The following is a 15,785-nucleotide window of genomic DNA, read 5'->3' as shown; positions in this document are numbered from 1 at the left end:
GCCGCGCACGCAGCAGCAGGTGATGCGGCGTCGGCTCGGCATGGTGCTGGTGATATTGCTGGTGGCCGTGCTGGTGCTGACTACTCGTTTGGCCTGGGTGCAGGTGGTGTGGGGGCCGGAACTATCGGCTAAGGCGGAAGAGCAGCGAGCCCGCATTTATGTGGAACCCGCGCGGCGTGGTGATATTTCTGACCGCGATGGGCGCGAGATGTCTTATACGATGCAGGCGCGTTCCCTCACGGTTTCTCCCGATTTATTGCGCAAAGAACTGAGGGAGCAGGCGGATCTGGAATTGCGCTCCGGGGATGTCCCCGAGCCACAGGATCGTGAGGCCTATCTGGATGAGCAGGTAGATTCCACGTTAAAAGAGATGTCCGAGAAGATTCCGCAGATGATTAAGGATGCGGGAGCCTCCACGGATGAGGTGGACTCGAAGGAAATTGAGAATAAATTGCGGGCCGATACGCATTATGAGGTATTGGTGCGCAACGTGGATCCCGATGTAGCCGCCACCGTGGCGGAGACCTTTCACGGCGTGGCCGCCGATCACCAGGATATTCGCCAATATCCCAATGGCGCGGTGGGGGAAAATATCGTGGGCAAGGTCTCTATGGATGGGCAGGGCCAGTTTGGCTTTGAGGCCTCGGGAGACGCCCTGCTTTCCGGCATTAATGGGCGGATGACGGAGGACGTATCCACCGATGGACAGGTGATTCCCGGAACGCTGCGCGATCAAGTTCCGGCCATTGACGGTAAAAATGTGCGCCTTACGGTGGACATTGACGTGCAGAATTACGTGCAGCAAAAGATAGAGCAGGCGCGGGAAAACTCCGGCGCGGATAATGCCGAGGCCGTGGTGCTTGATGCCCACACGGGCGAGGTAGTGGCGATGGCTAATACCGGAACCATTGATCCCAATGGGGATATTGAAAAGCAATTAGAGCGCGGCAAGGACTTTGATAATACCTCCATTAGCGCGCCCTATGAGCCGGGCTCGGTGGCAAAGATCATCACGGCGGCGGGCGTGATCGAGGAGGGCTTGACCAGCCCCGATGAGGTCCTTCAGGTACCAGGCGCCATCAGCATGGCCGGAGTGACGGTCAATGATGCTTGGGCACACGGCACCGCTCCGTATACCACCACGGGTATCTTCGGTAAGTCCTCTAACGTGGGTACGCTCATGCTGGCGCAGCGCCTGGGGGAAGAAAAGTACGCGGAATATTTGAAGAAGTTTGGCATTGGGCAATCCACGGGAGTGGAGCTGCCCAATGAGTCCTCTGGCCTACTGCCCTCTCCGGAACAGTGGTCGGGCGGCACCTTCGCTAACCTTCCCATCGGTCAGGGAATGTCCTGGACCACCCTGCAAATGGCGAGCGTGTATCAGGCGCTTGCCAATGGAGGGGAGCGGGTGGAACCGCGCATTATTAAGTCGGTCACCGACCCCGATGGCGCGGAGGAAGAACTGCCAGAGCCCAAGCGCACCAGGGTGGTGCGCCCGGAGACCGCGCGCACGGTGGTGGACATGTTCCGCGCGGTGACGCAATCGGACCCCACGGGGGTGCAGTCGGGTACGGGCCCGGGCGGTGCCATTGAGGGATACCAGACCTCGGGTAAGACGGGAACCGCGCAGAAGGTGGACCCCAATACCGGGGCGTACTCCATGAGCGATTTTTGGATCACCTTCGCCGGCGTGGCACCAGCCGATGATCCCCGCTACGTCATTGCCGTGATGCTCGATGACCCCGATCGCGGTGTGGAACCCGGCGGCCAGGGCGGACAGTCTGCCGCGCCGGTGTTCCGGGACGTCGCCTCGTGGTTGATGGATCGAGATAACGTTCCCACTTCTGCTCCGATGGAGGGGTTGCTCACTCTCCAAGCGGGATAGGCGTTCATACTTTAAAAAAGAAGAAGCGGGATGCGAGAACGAAGAGGAACGAGAGGATAATGGCAGCGACGCTCAAGACCATCGTGGCAGTAACCAGGGGACGTCTCTTACAAGGGGCGGGCCAGGAGGACCACACCTTTGAACACATGGGGCTGGATTCCTCCACCTTGGAACCGGGAGGCCTTTTCGCGGCGCTGCCGGGCACCAGGGCACACGGGGCTTCCTTTGCCGGAAAGACTCAAGCCGGTGCCATCCTCACCGATGAGCACGGGGTAGAGATCCTCAAGGAGGCAGGGGAGACGCGCCCGGTGATCGAGGTTTCCGATGTGCGCGATGTGCTTGGCTTTGCCGCCGCGGAGGTATATGGGCACCCCAGTTCTCAGCTCAGCATCATTGGCATCACGGGCACATCCGGGAAAACCACCACGAGTTATTTGGTCGAGGCCGGACTCATCGCGGCGGGTTGTTCCGTGGGGCTCATCGGCACCACTGGTACTCGCATCAATGGTCAACCCGTGCCTACCTCCTTGACCACCCCGGAGGCCCCCACCTTGCAGGCGCTCTTTGCCCGCATGGTCCAAGAAGGGGTCACCCACGTGGTGATGGAGGTATCCAGCCACGCCCTAGCCCTGCGCCGCGTGCAAGGTACGCAGCTTAAGGTGGGAGCCTTTAGCAACCTCTCCCAGGATCACCTGGACTTTCACCCCACCATGCAGGATTACTTTGATACCAAGGCTCTTTTCTTCCGCGAGGATTCCGCCTTGCGTGCTGAGCACTCGGTGATTTGCGTGGACGATGAGTGGGGGCAGCGCATGGCCCAGGTGGCCGGTAGCGGCGCTATCACGGTGGGCACCCGTGGCAAGGCCGCCAAGGAAGCGCAGGTGCGCGCCCACGATATTCAGGTAGACCCCATCGGCGGCCAGCGCTTTGCCCTGGACCTTCCGGGGGAAAGCCTAGATCTGTCTATCCCCCTGCCGGGGCGCTTTAACGTGGCAAATACCGCTTTGGCCGTGGCACTCGCTCAGGCGGCGGGTGCGGATATTCAGGCATTTAGCAAGGCCCTTGCCCGCGTGGCCGTGCCGGGGCGGATGGAGCGTATCGACGCCGGACAGGACTTCATCGCCGTGGTGGATTATGCCCATAAGCCCGCCGCTATCGCGGAGGTGCTGGATACCTTGCGCGCTCAGGTGTCTGGGCGCGTGGGAATCGCCGTGGGCGCCGGGGGCAATCGAGATCATTCCAAGCGCCCCATCATGGGAGCGGAGGCCGCACGCCGCGCCGATTTTGTGGTGGTCACCGACGATAACCCGCGCGATGAGGAACCCGGCCCGATCCGTACTGCCGTGATCGAAGGAGCACAGCAGGCGGCCCGGCAGCGCGAGCCGCAGCCGGAGATCGTGGAGCTGGGGGATCGTCGAGAAGCCATTGCGGCCTTGGCCTCCTGGGCACAGGCGGGCGACGCCATCGTGGTGGCCGGTAAGGGGCATGAGAACGGTCAGCTGGTGAAGGGCGTGAATCACCCCTTCGATGACCGCGAGGAACTGCGCCGTGCCCTAGAGCACAAGGATGGGGAAGAAAACCGATGATCCCGCTTTCACTCACGCAGATAGCCGCCATCGTGGGCGGAGAGCTTCACGACGCCCCGGACCCCGAGGCCACGGTGACGGGCTTCGTGGAGTTTGATTCCAGGAAGGTCACCAAGGGCGGGCTTTTCGTGGCCCTGCCGGGTGCACGCGTCGATGGCCATGATTTTGCCCGCACGGCGATAGAGGCCGGTGCGGTGGCGGTGTTGGCGGCGCGCCCGGTGGGCGTTCCCGCGATCGTCGTGAAGCCACAGGGGAAGGCGGAAGGCGGCGCGGAGCTTTTTACTCACGACGAGGACGGCTCTGCCGTGGCCGTGGTTGAGGCGCTTTCCGCGTTGGCCCGTGTGGTGATAGATCGGCTCAGCCGGGAGCACGGCCTGACGGTGATCGGGGTGACGGGTTCGGCGGGTAAAACCTCCACGAAGGATCTCATCGCCTCCGTGCTCACCACGCTTGGCCCCACGGTGGCCCCGCCGGGCTCCTTTAATAACGAGATTGGGCACCCCTATACGGCGCTGCGCTGCGAGGAGGACACGCGCTTCCTCGTGGCGGAGATGAGCGCGCGCGGGGTGGGGCACATCGCGCACCTGGCGCGGATCGCTCCGCCTCGCATGGGCGTGGAACTCAACGTGGGTAGCGCACACCTGGGCGAGTTTGGCTCCCGGGAGAATATCGCCCGCGCTAAGGGTGAATTAGTAGAAGCCCTGCCGAGCGAGGGCGTGGCCATCCTCAACGCGGACGATGATTATGTGCTGCCGATGCGGGAGCGGACCCAAGCGAAGGTGCTCACCTTTTCCGCCCAGGGCAAGCCGGAGGCGTCGTTGAGGGCCACGGAGGTGGAGCTTGACGACGTCGCCCGGGCCTCCTTCACCCTGGTTGCCCGGGGGGAGAAAGCGCGGGTTAACCTTCAGGTCTTTGGCGCTCACCAGGTATCTAATGCCCTGGCCGCAGCCGCGGTGGGGCTGGAAAACGGCATGAGCCTGGAACAGGTGGCGAGGGCGCTATCGCAGCACGTCACGGCGTCGGCACATCGCATGGATGTGCATACGCGAGCCGATGGCGTGACGGTAATTAATGACGCTTATAATGCCAATCCGGACTCCATGCGCGCGGGCATTGCGGCGTTAGCCTACACGGCTTCCGCTCGTCCCGAGGCCACCTCTTTTGCCGTGTTGGGTGAGATGGGTGAACTCGGTGCGGAGGCAGTGGCCGCTCACCGCGAGCTGGGCAGGGAGGTAGCGCGCTACCACATAGACACCCTCGTGATGGTGGGTACCACCGAGGCCTGCCGCGCTGCTGCTCAGGCGGCGTCGGAAGGCGGTGTGCGCACCCGCATGGTGCCAAGCATCGACGAGGCCGTGACGGAACTAGAGGGACGTCTTGGCCGAGGCGATACCGTGCTGGTGAAGGCCTCCAACTCCCAGGGCCTGTGGGCAGTGGCGGAGCGCTTGTTATCCACAGCCGATAAACCCCAAGATCTTCCCCGCAACTAAGAAGTAGACGAAGGACCCCCGTGACTCACATCATTATCGCAGGAATCATTAGCTTCCTCGTCTCCATCGTGACCACCCCCATTCTGATTAAGCGCTTTAGCAGTGAGGGCCTGGGCCAGGAAATCCGAGAGGACGGCCCCAAATCACACCTGCGCAAGCGCGGAACCCCCACGATGGGCGGTATCGCCATCATTCTGGGCATTGTGGTGGGATACGGGGTCACGGGGCTCTACGCCTTGCTCACGGACAGCGGATCGGGCGGGTTTACGGCATCTGGACTTTTGGTTTTGGGCCTCACCCTGGGCTTGGGTGCGCTGGGCTTTGCCGATGATTCCATTAAGCTCTTCAAATCCCGCAACCTGGGCCTGAATAAAACGGGCAAATTGCTGGGCCAATTGGGACTGGGCATTGCGTTTGCCGTGCTGATCCTGCAATTCCCCAATGAGAAGGGCATTACCCCCGGCTCCACCAATCTTTCTCTTATCCGCGACATCGCCACCGTGGATCTCTCCCTGGGTGGGGGAATAGGCGTGCTCTTCTTCATCGCCTTCATGGTTATCTTGATTGCCGCGTGGTCCAACGCGGTCAACCTCACCGATGGTCTGGACGGCTTGGCGGCGGGTACCACCTCCCTGGTCATGGGCGGCTACATGGTGCTCACCTTCTGGCAGTACCGCAATTCCTGCTCGGAGCAGGTGGTGTCGGGTTGCTATTCGGTGCGCGATCCCCTGGACCTCGCGGTGATCGCCGCCGCGGGTCTGGGTGCCTGCCTGGGCTTTTTGTGGTGGAATGCCGCCCCGGCCAAGATCTTCATGGGTGATACCGGCTCGCTGGCCCTTGGCGGCCTGGTGGCGGGCCTCTCCGTGGTCTCTCACACGGAGTTGCTGATGATCCTCTTCGGCGCTCTCTTTGTGATGGAGGTTTCCTCCGTGGTGATTCAGGTGGCGGTGTTTAAGACCACCGGAAAGCGCTTCTTCCGCATGGCTCCCATTCATCATCACTTTGAAAATGGTGGTTGGGCGGAAACCACGGTGGTCATCCGCTTCTGGATTATCGCGGCCCTGACCGTGGCCCTGGGCATGGCCTTGTTTTATGGCGAATGGCTCGGCGCCTCGGATGAATACACCGTGGTGGCTCTGACGGAGGCGATGACGCGATGAGCAATATTCCCGAAGATCTGCGCGGTCCGATTCTCATTGCCGGGGCCGGGGTATCCGGCATGGCCACGGCCAGAATGCTCGATGCCGTGGAAGTGGAATACAGCCTCGTGGACGATCGCTCCCCGAAGGCCCTCGACGTGGCGGCTGCCATCGCGCGCCTGGACCACTATCGCTTAGTGGTTACTTCCCCAGGGTGGAAGCCGGATTCGGAGCTCTTTGAGCAGGCCCGCCAGCGGGGTATTCCCGTGATCGGTGATGTGGAATTGGCCTGGCGCCTTGATGAGGCGGAGGTCTTTGGCCCGCGCCGCACCTGGCTGGTGGTCACCGGCACGAACGGCAAGACCACCACCACCGCCATGCTCGCGGCGATGATGCAGCGCGGCGGATTCCAAGCGGAGGCCGTGGGCAATATCGGTATCGCCGTGAGCGATGCCCTCCATTCGCGCGATCGAGTAGATGTGCTGGTGGCGGAGCTATCGAGCTTTCAGCTGCATTGGTCGCAGCGCTTGCTTCCCGACGCTGGCGTGCTCCTCAACCTGGCAGAGGATCACCTGGACTGGCATGGGTCCTATGCGGCCTATGCGGAGGCCAAGGCCAAGGCCCTGCGCGGACCCGTGGCGGTGGCGGGGTGGGATAGCGCCGATGTGCGCGAACTCGTGGAGCGCCTGGACCTGGCGGGCCACGTGATTCCCTTTAGCCTGGACGAACCCATGCCAGGTGCCGTGGGGGTCGAGCAGGGCAACCTCGTTGATTTTCGGGAGGAAGAGCCCGTGGTGCTGGCACCCGCAGAGGGTATCCAGCCCGCCGGTCCCGCGGGGGTGCTCGATGCCCTGGCGGCGGCAACCGTGGCGCGTACCCAGGGGGTGACCCCTGCGGCCATCGCGGAGGCCCTGCGAGACTTCCAAGTGGCGGGCCACCGAGGCCACGTGGTGTGCACCCAGGCCGGTGTGCGCTGGGTGGATAATTCCAAGGCCACCAATCCCCATGCCGCCGAGGCCGCCCTGGCGGCGGAGGAATCCGTGGTGTGGGTGGCCGGCGGCCAACTCAAGGGCGCCGACATTAGCGATGTGGTGCGCGAACACGGTCACCGCATGCGCGCGGCGGTTCTACTGGGCCAGGACCGCGCCCTCATCGCGGAGGCGCTGAACATACACGCCCCGCAGGTGCCGGTGCACCAGGTAGACGAGCAGGACCCCCAGGCCGCGATGGCACGGGTGGGGGAGATAGCACAAGAGATTGCGCAGCCGGGAGATACCGTGCTGCTGGCCCCGGCCGCGGCCTCGCTTGATATGTACACGGGCATGGGGCAGCGTGGGGATATGTTTGCTGCTGCTGCATTGCGCGCGGGAGCGTCGATAGCCTCCACAGAGCGGCCGCAGCGCTAAGGAGAGGGAGGAACCTCAATGAGCACCACCACCGCACCGGCGACGCCCACCGAACCGCCCTCGCGGATTGCGCGAGGCATCCGCGCGCTCAACCGGGCGATGGATGAACAGCCGGGGTTGGACTACCTCATGCTGCGCATTACGGTGTTCCTGCTCACCGGCATCGGCCTGGTGATGGTGATGTCCTCCTCGATGACGTGGTCCATCATCGAGGGCGCGACGGTGTGGAGCACCGCGCTGCGCCAGGGCAGCATGGTGGTGGCCGGCCTGATAATGTTCTGGCTCTGCCTCAAGATTCCCCCGCAGGTGGTTCGCCGTGGGGCGTGGTGGATTCTGGGCATCGCCGTGGTGCTGCTGATCGCGGTGTTGATCCCCGGAGTGGGAACGGGCCGCGAGGAGGTGGGTTCGCAGTCCTGGATCGTGCTGGGTCCGCTGCGCTTGCAGCCCTCGGAGTTTGCCAAGGTGGCTATCGCTATCTTCGGTTCTCATTTTCTGGCTAATCGCCGGGTAGAAAGCTCTGGGCTCCGCAGCCCCTATACGGTTTTTGCGGCCATCCCCACCGCCTTGATCTTGCTCATCATGGCGGAGGGTGACCTCGGCATGGCGGTGTCCTTTGCCATCGTGGTGCTCTTTGTTCTCATCTTCGCCGGTATTTCCCACCGCTGGATCGTGGCGGCCTTCGTTTTCGGGTTCCTGGGCATGGCCGTGGTGCTCTTGGTGGGCGGTTTCCGCTCGCACCGCTTCCACGTGTACTTTGACGCCCTCTTTGGGCGCTTTGAGGACACCCGTGGCACGGCCTTCCAGTCCTACCAGGGCTTTCTTTCCTTGGCGGATGGCTCGGTAACCGGCGTGGGACTGGGGCAATCCCGCGCCAAATGGTTCTATCTGCCGGAGGCCCGCAATGACTTCATCTTTGCGATCATCGGTGAGGAATTAGGCCTATGGGGCGGGATAGTGGTGATCCTGCTCTTTGGGATTTTGGGATTCTTCGGCTTCCGTACCGCCCTGCGCGCGCGGGATAATTACCAATCCCTGCTCGCCGCCACGCTGACGGCGGGCATCGTCTCCCAGGCGTTTATCAATATCGGTTATGTGGTGGGCGTGCTGCCGGTGACGGGTATTCAGCTCCCCATGATCTCCGCCGGTGGTACCTCGGCCATCATCACCCTGACCTCTATGGGGCTTTTGGCCAACGTGGCGCGCCACGAGCCGGAAGCGGTTTCCGCCGTGAAGTCCTACGGGCGGCCGATGTTTGATCGCTTGCTGATGATCGCGGAACCCGAAGCGGAAGAGACCTCGGAGCAGCCCCGACGCCCCCGCACCATGAGGGGTGTGGGTGGCACCGAGGAACGCCGCCAAGAGCGTTTTGGCGCGCCGGTGACGGGGCGGCCGCGCCGCCACCACGAGGGTCCTGCCTCGGGCGTTCATGCGGGTGCCCCTGTGCGTTCGCAGCGCCACCCCCGCGATTACGATGGGGGTTCTACGCGCGATCCTCGCCCCCGAGGATCGGCTTCTGGTGGACGCCCTGGGGCGTCACGGCAGCCACGAACAAGGAGAAACTACTAAGACATGGCGCATCAATCTGAGGCCCCATCCGTCGTTGTCGCCGGAGGCGGCACGGCAGGGCATATTGAACCGGCCTTGGCGGTGGCGGAGGCCCTGCGTGATCGTCACGGAATGAGGGTCACTGCCCTGGGAACCGAGCGCGGCCTGGAAAAGGATTTGGTTCCGGCGCGGGGCTTTGATCTGAGAATGATTCCGCCGGTGCCGGTGCCGCGTAAACTCAATGGCGATTTGATGCGGCTCCCGCTGCGCGTGCGGCGGGCCGTGCAGGATACCAAGCAGGTGTTGCGCGACGTCTCCGCCGAGGCCCTGGTGGGATTCGGCGGCTACGTGGCCGCCCCGGCTTATCTCGCGGCGGCCAGCCTGGGCCTGCCCTTCTATGTGCATGAGGCCAATGCCAAGGCGGGCCTGGCGAATAAGCTCGGCGTGCGGCTGGGTGGCACGGGCTTTAATGCGGTCTCCGATTCCGGGATGAAGGGGGACGTGGTGGGGATTCCCATTCGTTCTTCTCTGTCTAATGAGCGCGAGGGGGTGGCGGCCGAGCGCGGGCGCAAGGAATGGGGGCTGGACGTGGATCGCTCCACGGTGCTGGTGACCGGTGGTTCCCAGGGCGCGGTGAGCCTGAATAAGGCCCTGGCCGAGGCCCTGGAAACCATCACCGGCGAGGGGATTCAGGTGTTGCACGCCTATGGCAAGAAGAACGACGCCCCGCAGCCGCAGGAGCACTACGTTCCTCTGCCCTTCATCACGGATATGGCGGCGGCCTATGCGGTGGCCGACCTCATCGTGTGCCGCTCCGGAGCCATGACGGTGGCCGAGGTGACGGCGGCGGAACTCCCCGCTGTGTACGTACCCCTGCCGCATGGCAACGGGGAGCAGGGCTTAAACGCCAAGGAGGTCATCAAGGCCGGTGCCGCGCGTACCATTGCGGATTCCGAGCTCAATGGAGAGGTGCTGGCCCGCGAGGTGCTGGCTATCCTCTCCGACCCCCAGCAGCACCAGAAAATGCGCCGCGCGGCCGCCGCGCGGGCGGAAAATAATGCCGCCGAGATCATCGCGGATAGGGTAGCGGCGGCGCTGGCCTAGGCCGTTTCTTCTCTAAGCCGCCCCCAGTTATTCCCCCAGAAAGGAACTACCTTTATGACCTCACCGACCATCTCCCTGGAGCGCGTGCACCTGGTGGGCATCGGCGGGGCCGGTATGTCCGGCCTGGCGCGGATTCTCCTTGACCGTGGCCTGACGGTAACGGGCTCCGATATGGCAGATTCCGCCGTGGTGGCCTCGCTGCGGGAGGCGGGGGCGTCGATAGCGGTGGGGCACGCGGCGGAGAATCTGAACCTCAGCGGCCAGGCCCCCACCGTGGTGGTGACCTCCTTTGCGGCTATTCCCAAGGACAATCCCGAGCTCGTGGCGGCCAGGGAACAGCAGATCGAGGTGATCCGCCGCTCTGACCTCCTGGCCCTGCTCATGGAGGGCTTCCAGCAGGTGCTCATCGCCGGAACGCATGGCAAGACCTCCACCACCTCCATGAGCGTGGTGGCCATGCGTGAGGCTGGGCTGGACCCCAGTTACGCCATCGGTGGCCAACTCAACCGCGATGGTTTGGGTGCCCACCACGGATCGGGGAGTGCCTTTGTGGCCGAGGCCGATGAATCCGATGCCTCTCTGCTGCGTTACCGCCCGGAGGTCGCGGTGGTGACCAACGTGGAGCCCGATCACCTGGATTACTTTGGCAGCGCCGAGGCATATTTCCAGGTCTTTGAGGATTTTGCCGCCAGGATCGTCCCCGGTGGGCACCTGGTGGTGTGCGTGGACGATGAACACGCGGTATCCGTGGCGCGCCGGGCACAGGATCGCGGGGTGACCGTGCGCGGCTATGGCAGCGCCGAGGCCGCGCTCCAGCACCCGGAGATCACCATGCTGGGCACCGTGGAAAAGATGGAGGCCACGGCCGCGGGTTCCCGCGCGCAGATCGACCTAGACGGCGTGACGGTGCAGGTAGACCTGAATATTCCCGGCCGCCACATGATGCTCAACGCCACGGCGGCGCTGTGCGCGGGCTACCTGGCGGGCGGTGAGCCGGAAGCGCTGGCGGCGGGGGTATCCACCTTCGACGGCGTACGACGCCGCTTTGAACACAAGGGCACCGCCGCCGGGGTGGAGGTCTTTGACGATTACGCCCATCACCCCACCGAAGTGGAAGCGGTGCTCAAGGCCGCCCGGTCAAAGCAGGAGGCCGCGGGCCAGGGCGGGCGCGTGGTGGCAGTATTCCAGCCGCATCTGTATTCCCGCACCAAGGAGTTTGCGGCGGAGTTTGCCCATGCCTTGAGCCTGGCGGATGAGGTTGTGCTGCTAGAGGTATTCGGCGCCCGCGAAAAGCCCATCGAGGGAGTGGATTCCGGCCTGATCGCCGCGCATATGCCCGAAAATATGGCCGGTGCTGTGGTACGCGAACCCGACTTTGAGGCCGCCGCCCACCGCGCGGTTGAGGTAGCGCGCCCCGGTGACCTGGTGCTCACGATGGGCGCCGGTTCCGTCACCCGCCTTGGCCCGCAGATCGTGGCCGAGCTGGAGAGCTGAGATCGCTATGCCTTCTTTTTCCTGGCCCGAGCGAATCCCGCGCTCCCGAGGCAAGGTGGTGCTCATGGTGGCGGCTGCGCTCCTTGTCCTGCTCGTGGGCGCGGGCGTGGTGCTGTGGACGCAGCCGGTGCTCAAAGTCTCTGCGGTGGAGGTCACCGGAACGCACCACCTGCAACCCACCCAGGTACAAGAGGCCAGTGGGCTGACCGAGGGCCAAAACCTCGTGCGCGTGGACGAGAGCGCGGCGGCCACGGCGGTGGCTCAACTGGAATGGGTAGAGAGCGTGACCGTGGCGCGCTCCCTGCCCTCCACGGTGCACATTGAGGTCACCGAGCACACGCCGGTGCTTTTTACCAGGGAGCAGGATCAACCACTGCTCATTGATAACCACGGCGAGGCCTTTGCCTATGGCGATCCCCCCGAGGGCACGATGGAGGCCACCGGGGCGGGAACCAAGGACCCGGCCACGATGAGCGCCCTGGTGGAGGTGGTCAATGCCATTGACCCCGGAGTGCGGGCGCAGGTGGCCTCCGTCTCCGTGCCGAGCCAGTGGGAATTGGAGTTCCACCTTGCCGATGGTCGCACGGTGTACTGGGGTTCCACGGAGGACACCAAGGATAAAGCCCTGGCGATGCGCGCGGTGCTCACCCGAGAAGGGCAGCGCTGGGATATTTCCAACCCACGCCTGGTTGCGGTGCGCTAGACATTCCCAGGCAAAACCCTCAACATAGGCTTGAGGGTTCCGACACGCCGCCAAAAATGTCCGCCACTCTGGCGGGGTTTTCGCCCATGATGGTTAAGAAGATTTTTAATAGACCTCCCAACTCTTTTGAAAGGCGAGCCTCATCCTATGACCTCTCCGAATAATTACCTCGCCGTCATCAAGGTCGTCGGCGTCGGCGGCGGTGGCGTTAATGCCGTGAACCGCATGATCGAGGAGGGCCTCAAGGGCGTTGAGTTCATTGCGGTCAATACCGACTCGCAGGCGTTGATGTTCTCCGACGCCGATGTGAAGCTCGACATCGGCCGCGAGGCCACCCGCGGCCTGGGCGCCGGGGCTAACCCCGAGGTGGGGCGCGCTTCCGCTGAGGATCATAAGTCGGAGATCGAGGAATCCCTCAAGGGCGCGGACATGGTGTTCGTGACCGCCGGTGAGGGCGGTGGCACCGGCACGGGCGCGGCCCCGGTGGTGGCGGGCATCGCTAAGAAGATGGGAGCGCTGACCATCGGCGTGGTCACCCGCCCCTTCAAGTTTGAGGGCAAGCGACGCACCCGTCAGGCGCTGGAGGGTATCGACGCCCTCAAGGAGGTCTGCGATACCGTCATCGTGATTCCGAACGATCGCCTCATGGAATTGGGGGATGCCACCCTCTCCATGATGGAGGCCTTCCGCGCCGCTGATGAGGTGCTGCACAACGGCGTGCAGGGTATTACGAACCTGATTACCACCCCCGGCGTGATTAACGTGGACTTCGCGGACGTGCGCTCTGTGATGGCCGATGCGGGTTCCGCGCTCATGGGCGTGGGTTCGGCGCGCGGCGATAACCGCGTGATGAACGCCGCCGAGCAGGCCATTAACTCCCCGCTGCTGGAATCCACGATGGAGGGCGCCACCGGTGTGCTGCTCTCCGTGGCGGGTGGCTCCGACCTCGGCCTGCACGAGGTCTACGAGGCGAACTCGATGGTGGAGGACAAGGCCGACGAGGACGTGAACCTCATCTGGGGCACCATCATTGACGACAACCTGGGCGACGAGGTGCGCGTGACCATCGTGGCCACCGGCTTCGACGCCGCCACCAACGCGGTATCGGAGGCCCCGCGCGAGCAGCAGCCCCAGGCGGCCCCGGCTGCGCAGTCCGCTCCGGCGGAGGACCCCACCCCGGCGCCCTCCGAGCGCGGTTCCCTCTTTGCCGAGCGCGAGCGTCCCCGCGAGGAGGCTCCGGCGGCACGTCACCGCCTGGATTCCCCGCGCCGCGAGGGCGGCAGCGGCCTGTTTACGCACCGCCAGGAGGAGCGCGATTGGCGCCGCCGCGATGACGAGGGCGATGAACTCGACGTTCCCGATTTCCTGCGCTAGATTCCGGTGCTATGCCCCTAACCGATAGCCCCCGCCCCGTCCGCAAGGTTTTTACCAGCCGCGCGGGCGGGGTTTCCGCTGCTCCCTACGACTCCTTTAACCTGGCCCTCCACGTGGAGGACGATCCCCAGGCGGTGCTGGCCAATAGGAAGCGCCTGGCACAGGTGCTCGATATGCCCGCGGAGCACTTTGTGTGGATGGAGCAGCTGCACACCAATACCGTGACGGTGGTGGAGGAACCCAGCTCCGAGCCGATACCGGCTACCGACGCCCTGGTGACCACCACGCCGCACCTGGTGCTGGCCGTGCTGGTGGCCGATTGCGTTCCGGTGTTGCTCTCCGATGCCCAGGCGGGAGTGGTCGCCGCCGTGCACGCGGGCAGGCTGGGGGCGCGCAATGGAATCCTGGCCCGCACCGTGGATCAGATGGTGGCCTGCGGCGCCAGTCCTTCTCATATTCATGCTTTGCTCGGGCCTGCGGCAGCCGGAGATTCCTACGAGGTGCCTGAGGCGATGGCTCGGGACGTCGATAAGCATTTGCCCGGCTCCTATGCGCGCACGCAAGCGGAAACGCCGGGCCTGGACCTGCGCGCGGGATTAGAGCGCCAGTTGCGCGGGCTGGGTGTGCAGGCGGTGGACGTGGACCCCCGCGATACCATTGCCGATGAAACCTTCTTTTCCCACCGCCGCGAAGGTCGCACCGGCCGCCAGGCGGGCCTGGTGTGGCTGAATCCGCAGGAGCAGGCATGAGCCGCATCGAGGAATTGCGCGGCAACCTCGCCGCCGTGCGCGAGCACATAGCCGCATGCGCGCGGGAGGCGGGACGCGATCCGCAGGAAATCACCTTGCTGCCGGTGACCAAGTTTCACCCCGCCAGCGATATAGCCCTACTGGCAGACCTCGGCGTGACGGAGGTGGGGGAGAACCGCGAGCAGGAGGCCCGGGCCAAGGCCCAAGAGATACCCCAGATGCGCTTCCACATGATCGGCCAGGTGCAGACGAAGAAGGCTAATCACGTGGCCCGCTGGGCCGCCAGCGTGCACTCCGTGGACTCGCTGAAACTCATCGAGGCGCTGAATCGCGGCGCCGGGCGCGCCCTGGAAAGCGGGGAGCGCACCGAGGTACTGCCCTGCTTCATTCAGTGGAGCGCCGATGGCGATACCCAGCGCGGCGGCAGCACGCAGCCCGCGGAGCTTATCGACGCCCTGGTGGCCGCCGAGCACCTGCGCCCTGCGGGAATCATGTGCGTGCCGCCGCTGGGCAGCGACCCCGCCGAGATTTTTAGGCGTGCTCATCACCTGCGTGTGGAAGAGGAGGAGCGCCTGGGGCAGAGGTTGCTGCTTTCGGCGGGAATGTCGGGCGATATGCGCGAGGCCATTGCGGCGGGAACGGATATTGTGCGTGTCGGAACGAGAATCATGGGCGCGCGCCCGTTAGCCTAGAGAACAATCAATTTGGCCATCATGGCTTTCACGGCGCAGTGAGAGCCATGAGCGAAGGGGATGTGAAGAGATGTCGATTATCAAGAACGCCAAGGAGTTCTTTGGCCTGGCGCCGGCGGATGCCTACCACGATGATGCCTACTACGGTGAGGACGCTCACTACGAGGCCCAGGGCAGTGCCGCCTACCAGCCTCGCCGCGAGCCCGGCTACGAGTACGGCGCGGACTACGGTCACGAGCGCGCTGCGGCTCCGGCCCCGAGCCGTCACGAGCCGGTAAGCCGCGGAACCGTGACCCGCAGCAGCGCCCCGAGTTCCTATGTTCCCGCCGTGGTGCCGGTGCGCCTGACTTCCTTCACGCAGTCCGCCGAGGTGGGAGAGCCCTTCCGCGATGGTGATGCCGTGGTGTTTGACCTCAGCGGCATGGACTTGGACGAGGCCAAGCGAGTGCTGGACTTTGCCTCGGGCCTGTGCTTTGCCCTGCGCGGCCAGATGAAGAAGCTCGTTCCCCGCGTGTTTGCCATTATCCCCGATGGTGCCGCGATCTCCATGATGGAACTGGAAGAGGCCGCCCGCCTGCGCTAAGGCGCACTGAGCAAGCACCCCGCTGTGGTAGACAT

At 64.3% G+C, this 15,785-nt stretch carries 13 protein-coding genes; all 13 read left to right on the top strand.

Features of this window, described 5'->3' with window-relative positions:
- The first annotated feature begins 22 nt into the window (after positions 1-22).
- The 13 genes from Clow_RS04670 to Clow_RS04610 all read left to right on the top strand — a co-directional run bounded on the left by Clow_RS04670 (position 23) and on the right by Clow_RS04610 (position 15,750).
- Complete coding sequence (locus Clow_RS04670) at positions 23-1,885, top strand: peptidoglycan D,D-transpeptidase FtsI family protein (RefSeq protein WP_055177576.1); 1,863 nt, start codon at positions 23-25, stop codon at positions 1,883-1,885.
- Positions 1,886-1,944: 59 nt separating this feature from the next.
- Positions 1,945-3,471 carry a UDP-N-acetylmuramoyl-L-alanyl-D-glutamate--2,6-diaminopimelate ligase gene (locus Clow_RS04665; protein ID WP_055177012.1) on the top strand — a complete coding sequence of 509 codons (1,527 nt, stop codon included), beginning with the start codon at positions 1,945-1,947 and terminating at the stop codon, positions 3,469-3,471.
- Positions 3,468-4,961 (top strand): UDP-N-acetylmuramoyl-tripeptide--D-alanyl-D-alanine ligase, encoded by a 1,494-nt coding sequence (locus tag Clow_RS04660; RefSeq protein ID WP_055177009.1) that lies wholly within the window; start codon positions 3,468-3,470, stop codon positions 4,959-4,961. Before Clow_RS04665 ends, Clow_RS04660 begins: the two co-directional genes overlap by 4 nt.
- A gap of 20 nt (positions 4,962-4,981) precedes the next feature.
- Positions 4,982-6,121, top strand: a complete 1,140-nt coding sequence (gene mraY / locus Clow_RS04655; RefSeq protein WP_055177008.1) for a phospho-N-acetylmuramoyl-pentapeptide-transferase — start codon at positions 4,982-4,984, stop codon at positions 6,119-6,121.
- The gene (gene murD, locus Clow_RS04650) at positions 6,118-7,506 is read left to right on the top strand and encodes a UDP-N-acetylmuramoyl-L-alanine--D-glutamate ligase (RefSeq protein ID WP_055177005.1); all 1,389 of its coding nucleotides are present in this window, start codon (positions 6,118-6,120) and stop codon (positions 7,504-7,506) included. Before mraY ends, murD begins: the two co-directional genes overlap by 4 nt.
- Before the next feature lie 18 nt (positions 7,507-7,524).
- Positions 7,525-9,072: an FtsW/RodA/SpoVE family cell cycle protein gene (locus Clow_RS04645; RefSeq protein WP_055177002.1), complete on the top strand. Its 1,548-nt coding sequence runs from the start codon at positions 7,525-7,527 to the stop codon at positions 9,070-9,072.
- Positions 9,073-9,075: 3 nt separating this feature from the next.
- Positions 9,076-10,155 carry an undecaprenyldiphospho-muramoylpentapeptide beta-N-acetylglucosaminyltransferase gene (gene murG / locus Clow_RS04640; RefSeq protein ID WP_055176999.1) on the top strand — a complete coding sequence of 360 codons (1,080 nt, stop codon included), beginning with the start codon at positions 9,076-9,078 and terminating at the stop codon, positions 10,153-10,155.
- Positions 10,156-10,209: 54 nt separating this feature from the next.
- The gene (murC, locus tag Clow_RS04635; RefSeq protein WP_055176996.1) at positions 10,210-11,649 is read left to right on the top strand and encodes a UDP-N-acetylmuramate--L-alanine ligase; all 1,440 of its coding nucleotides are present in this window, start codon (positions 10,210-10,212) and stop codon (positions 11,647-11,649) included.
- 7 nt (positions 11,650-11,656) lie between these two features.
- The gene (locus Clow_RS04630) at positions 11,657-12,352 is read left to right on the top strand and encodes a cell division protein FtsQ/DivIB (RefSeq protein ID WP_055176993.1); all 696 of its coding nucleotides are present in this window, start codon (positions 11,657-11,659) and stop codon (positions 12,350-12,352) included.
- A gap of 147 nt (positions 12,353-12,499) precedes the next feature.
- Positions 12,500-13,726 (top strand): cell division protein FtsZ, encoded by a 1,227-nt coding sequence (gene ftsZ, locus Clow_RS04625; protein ID WP_055176990.1) that lies wholly within the window; start codon positions 12,500-12,502, stop codon positions 13,724-13,726.
- Positions 13,727-13,737: 11 nt separating this feature from the next.
- Entirely contained in the window at positions 13,738-14,475 is a 738-nt protein-coding gene (pgeF, locus tag Clow_RS04620) for a peptidoglycan editing factor PgeF (RefSeq protein WP_055176988.1), read from the top strand.
- Positions 14,472-15,167, top strand: a complete 696-nt coding sequence (locus tag Clow_RS04615; RefSeq protein WP_055176985.1) for a YggS family pyridoxal phosphate-dependent enzyme — start codon at positions 14,472-14,474, stop codon at positions 15,165-15,167. The genes pgeF and Clow_RS04615 overlap by 4 nt, the downstream gene beginning before the upstream one ends.
- Positions 15,168-15,237: 70 nt before the next feature.
- The gene (locus tag Clow_RS04610; RefSeq protein WP_055176982.1) at positions 15,238-15,750 is read left to right on the top strand and encodes a cell division protein SepF; all 513 of its coding nucleotides are present in this window, start codon (positions 15,238-15,240) and stop codon (positions 15,748-15,750) included.
- Positions 15,751-15,785 lie beyond the last annotated feature (35 nt).

The sequence above is a fragment of the Corynebacterium lowii genome (assembly GCF_001412085.1).
Lineage (GTDB): Bacteria > Actinomycetota > Actinomycetes > Mycobacteriales > Mycobacteriaceae > Corynebacterium > Corynebacterium lowii.
The sequence above is the reverse complement of the archived record's forward strand: the minus strand, read 5'-3'. Positions and strand labels throughout refer to the sequence as shown.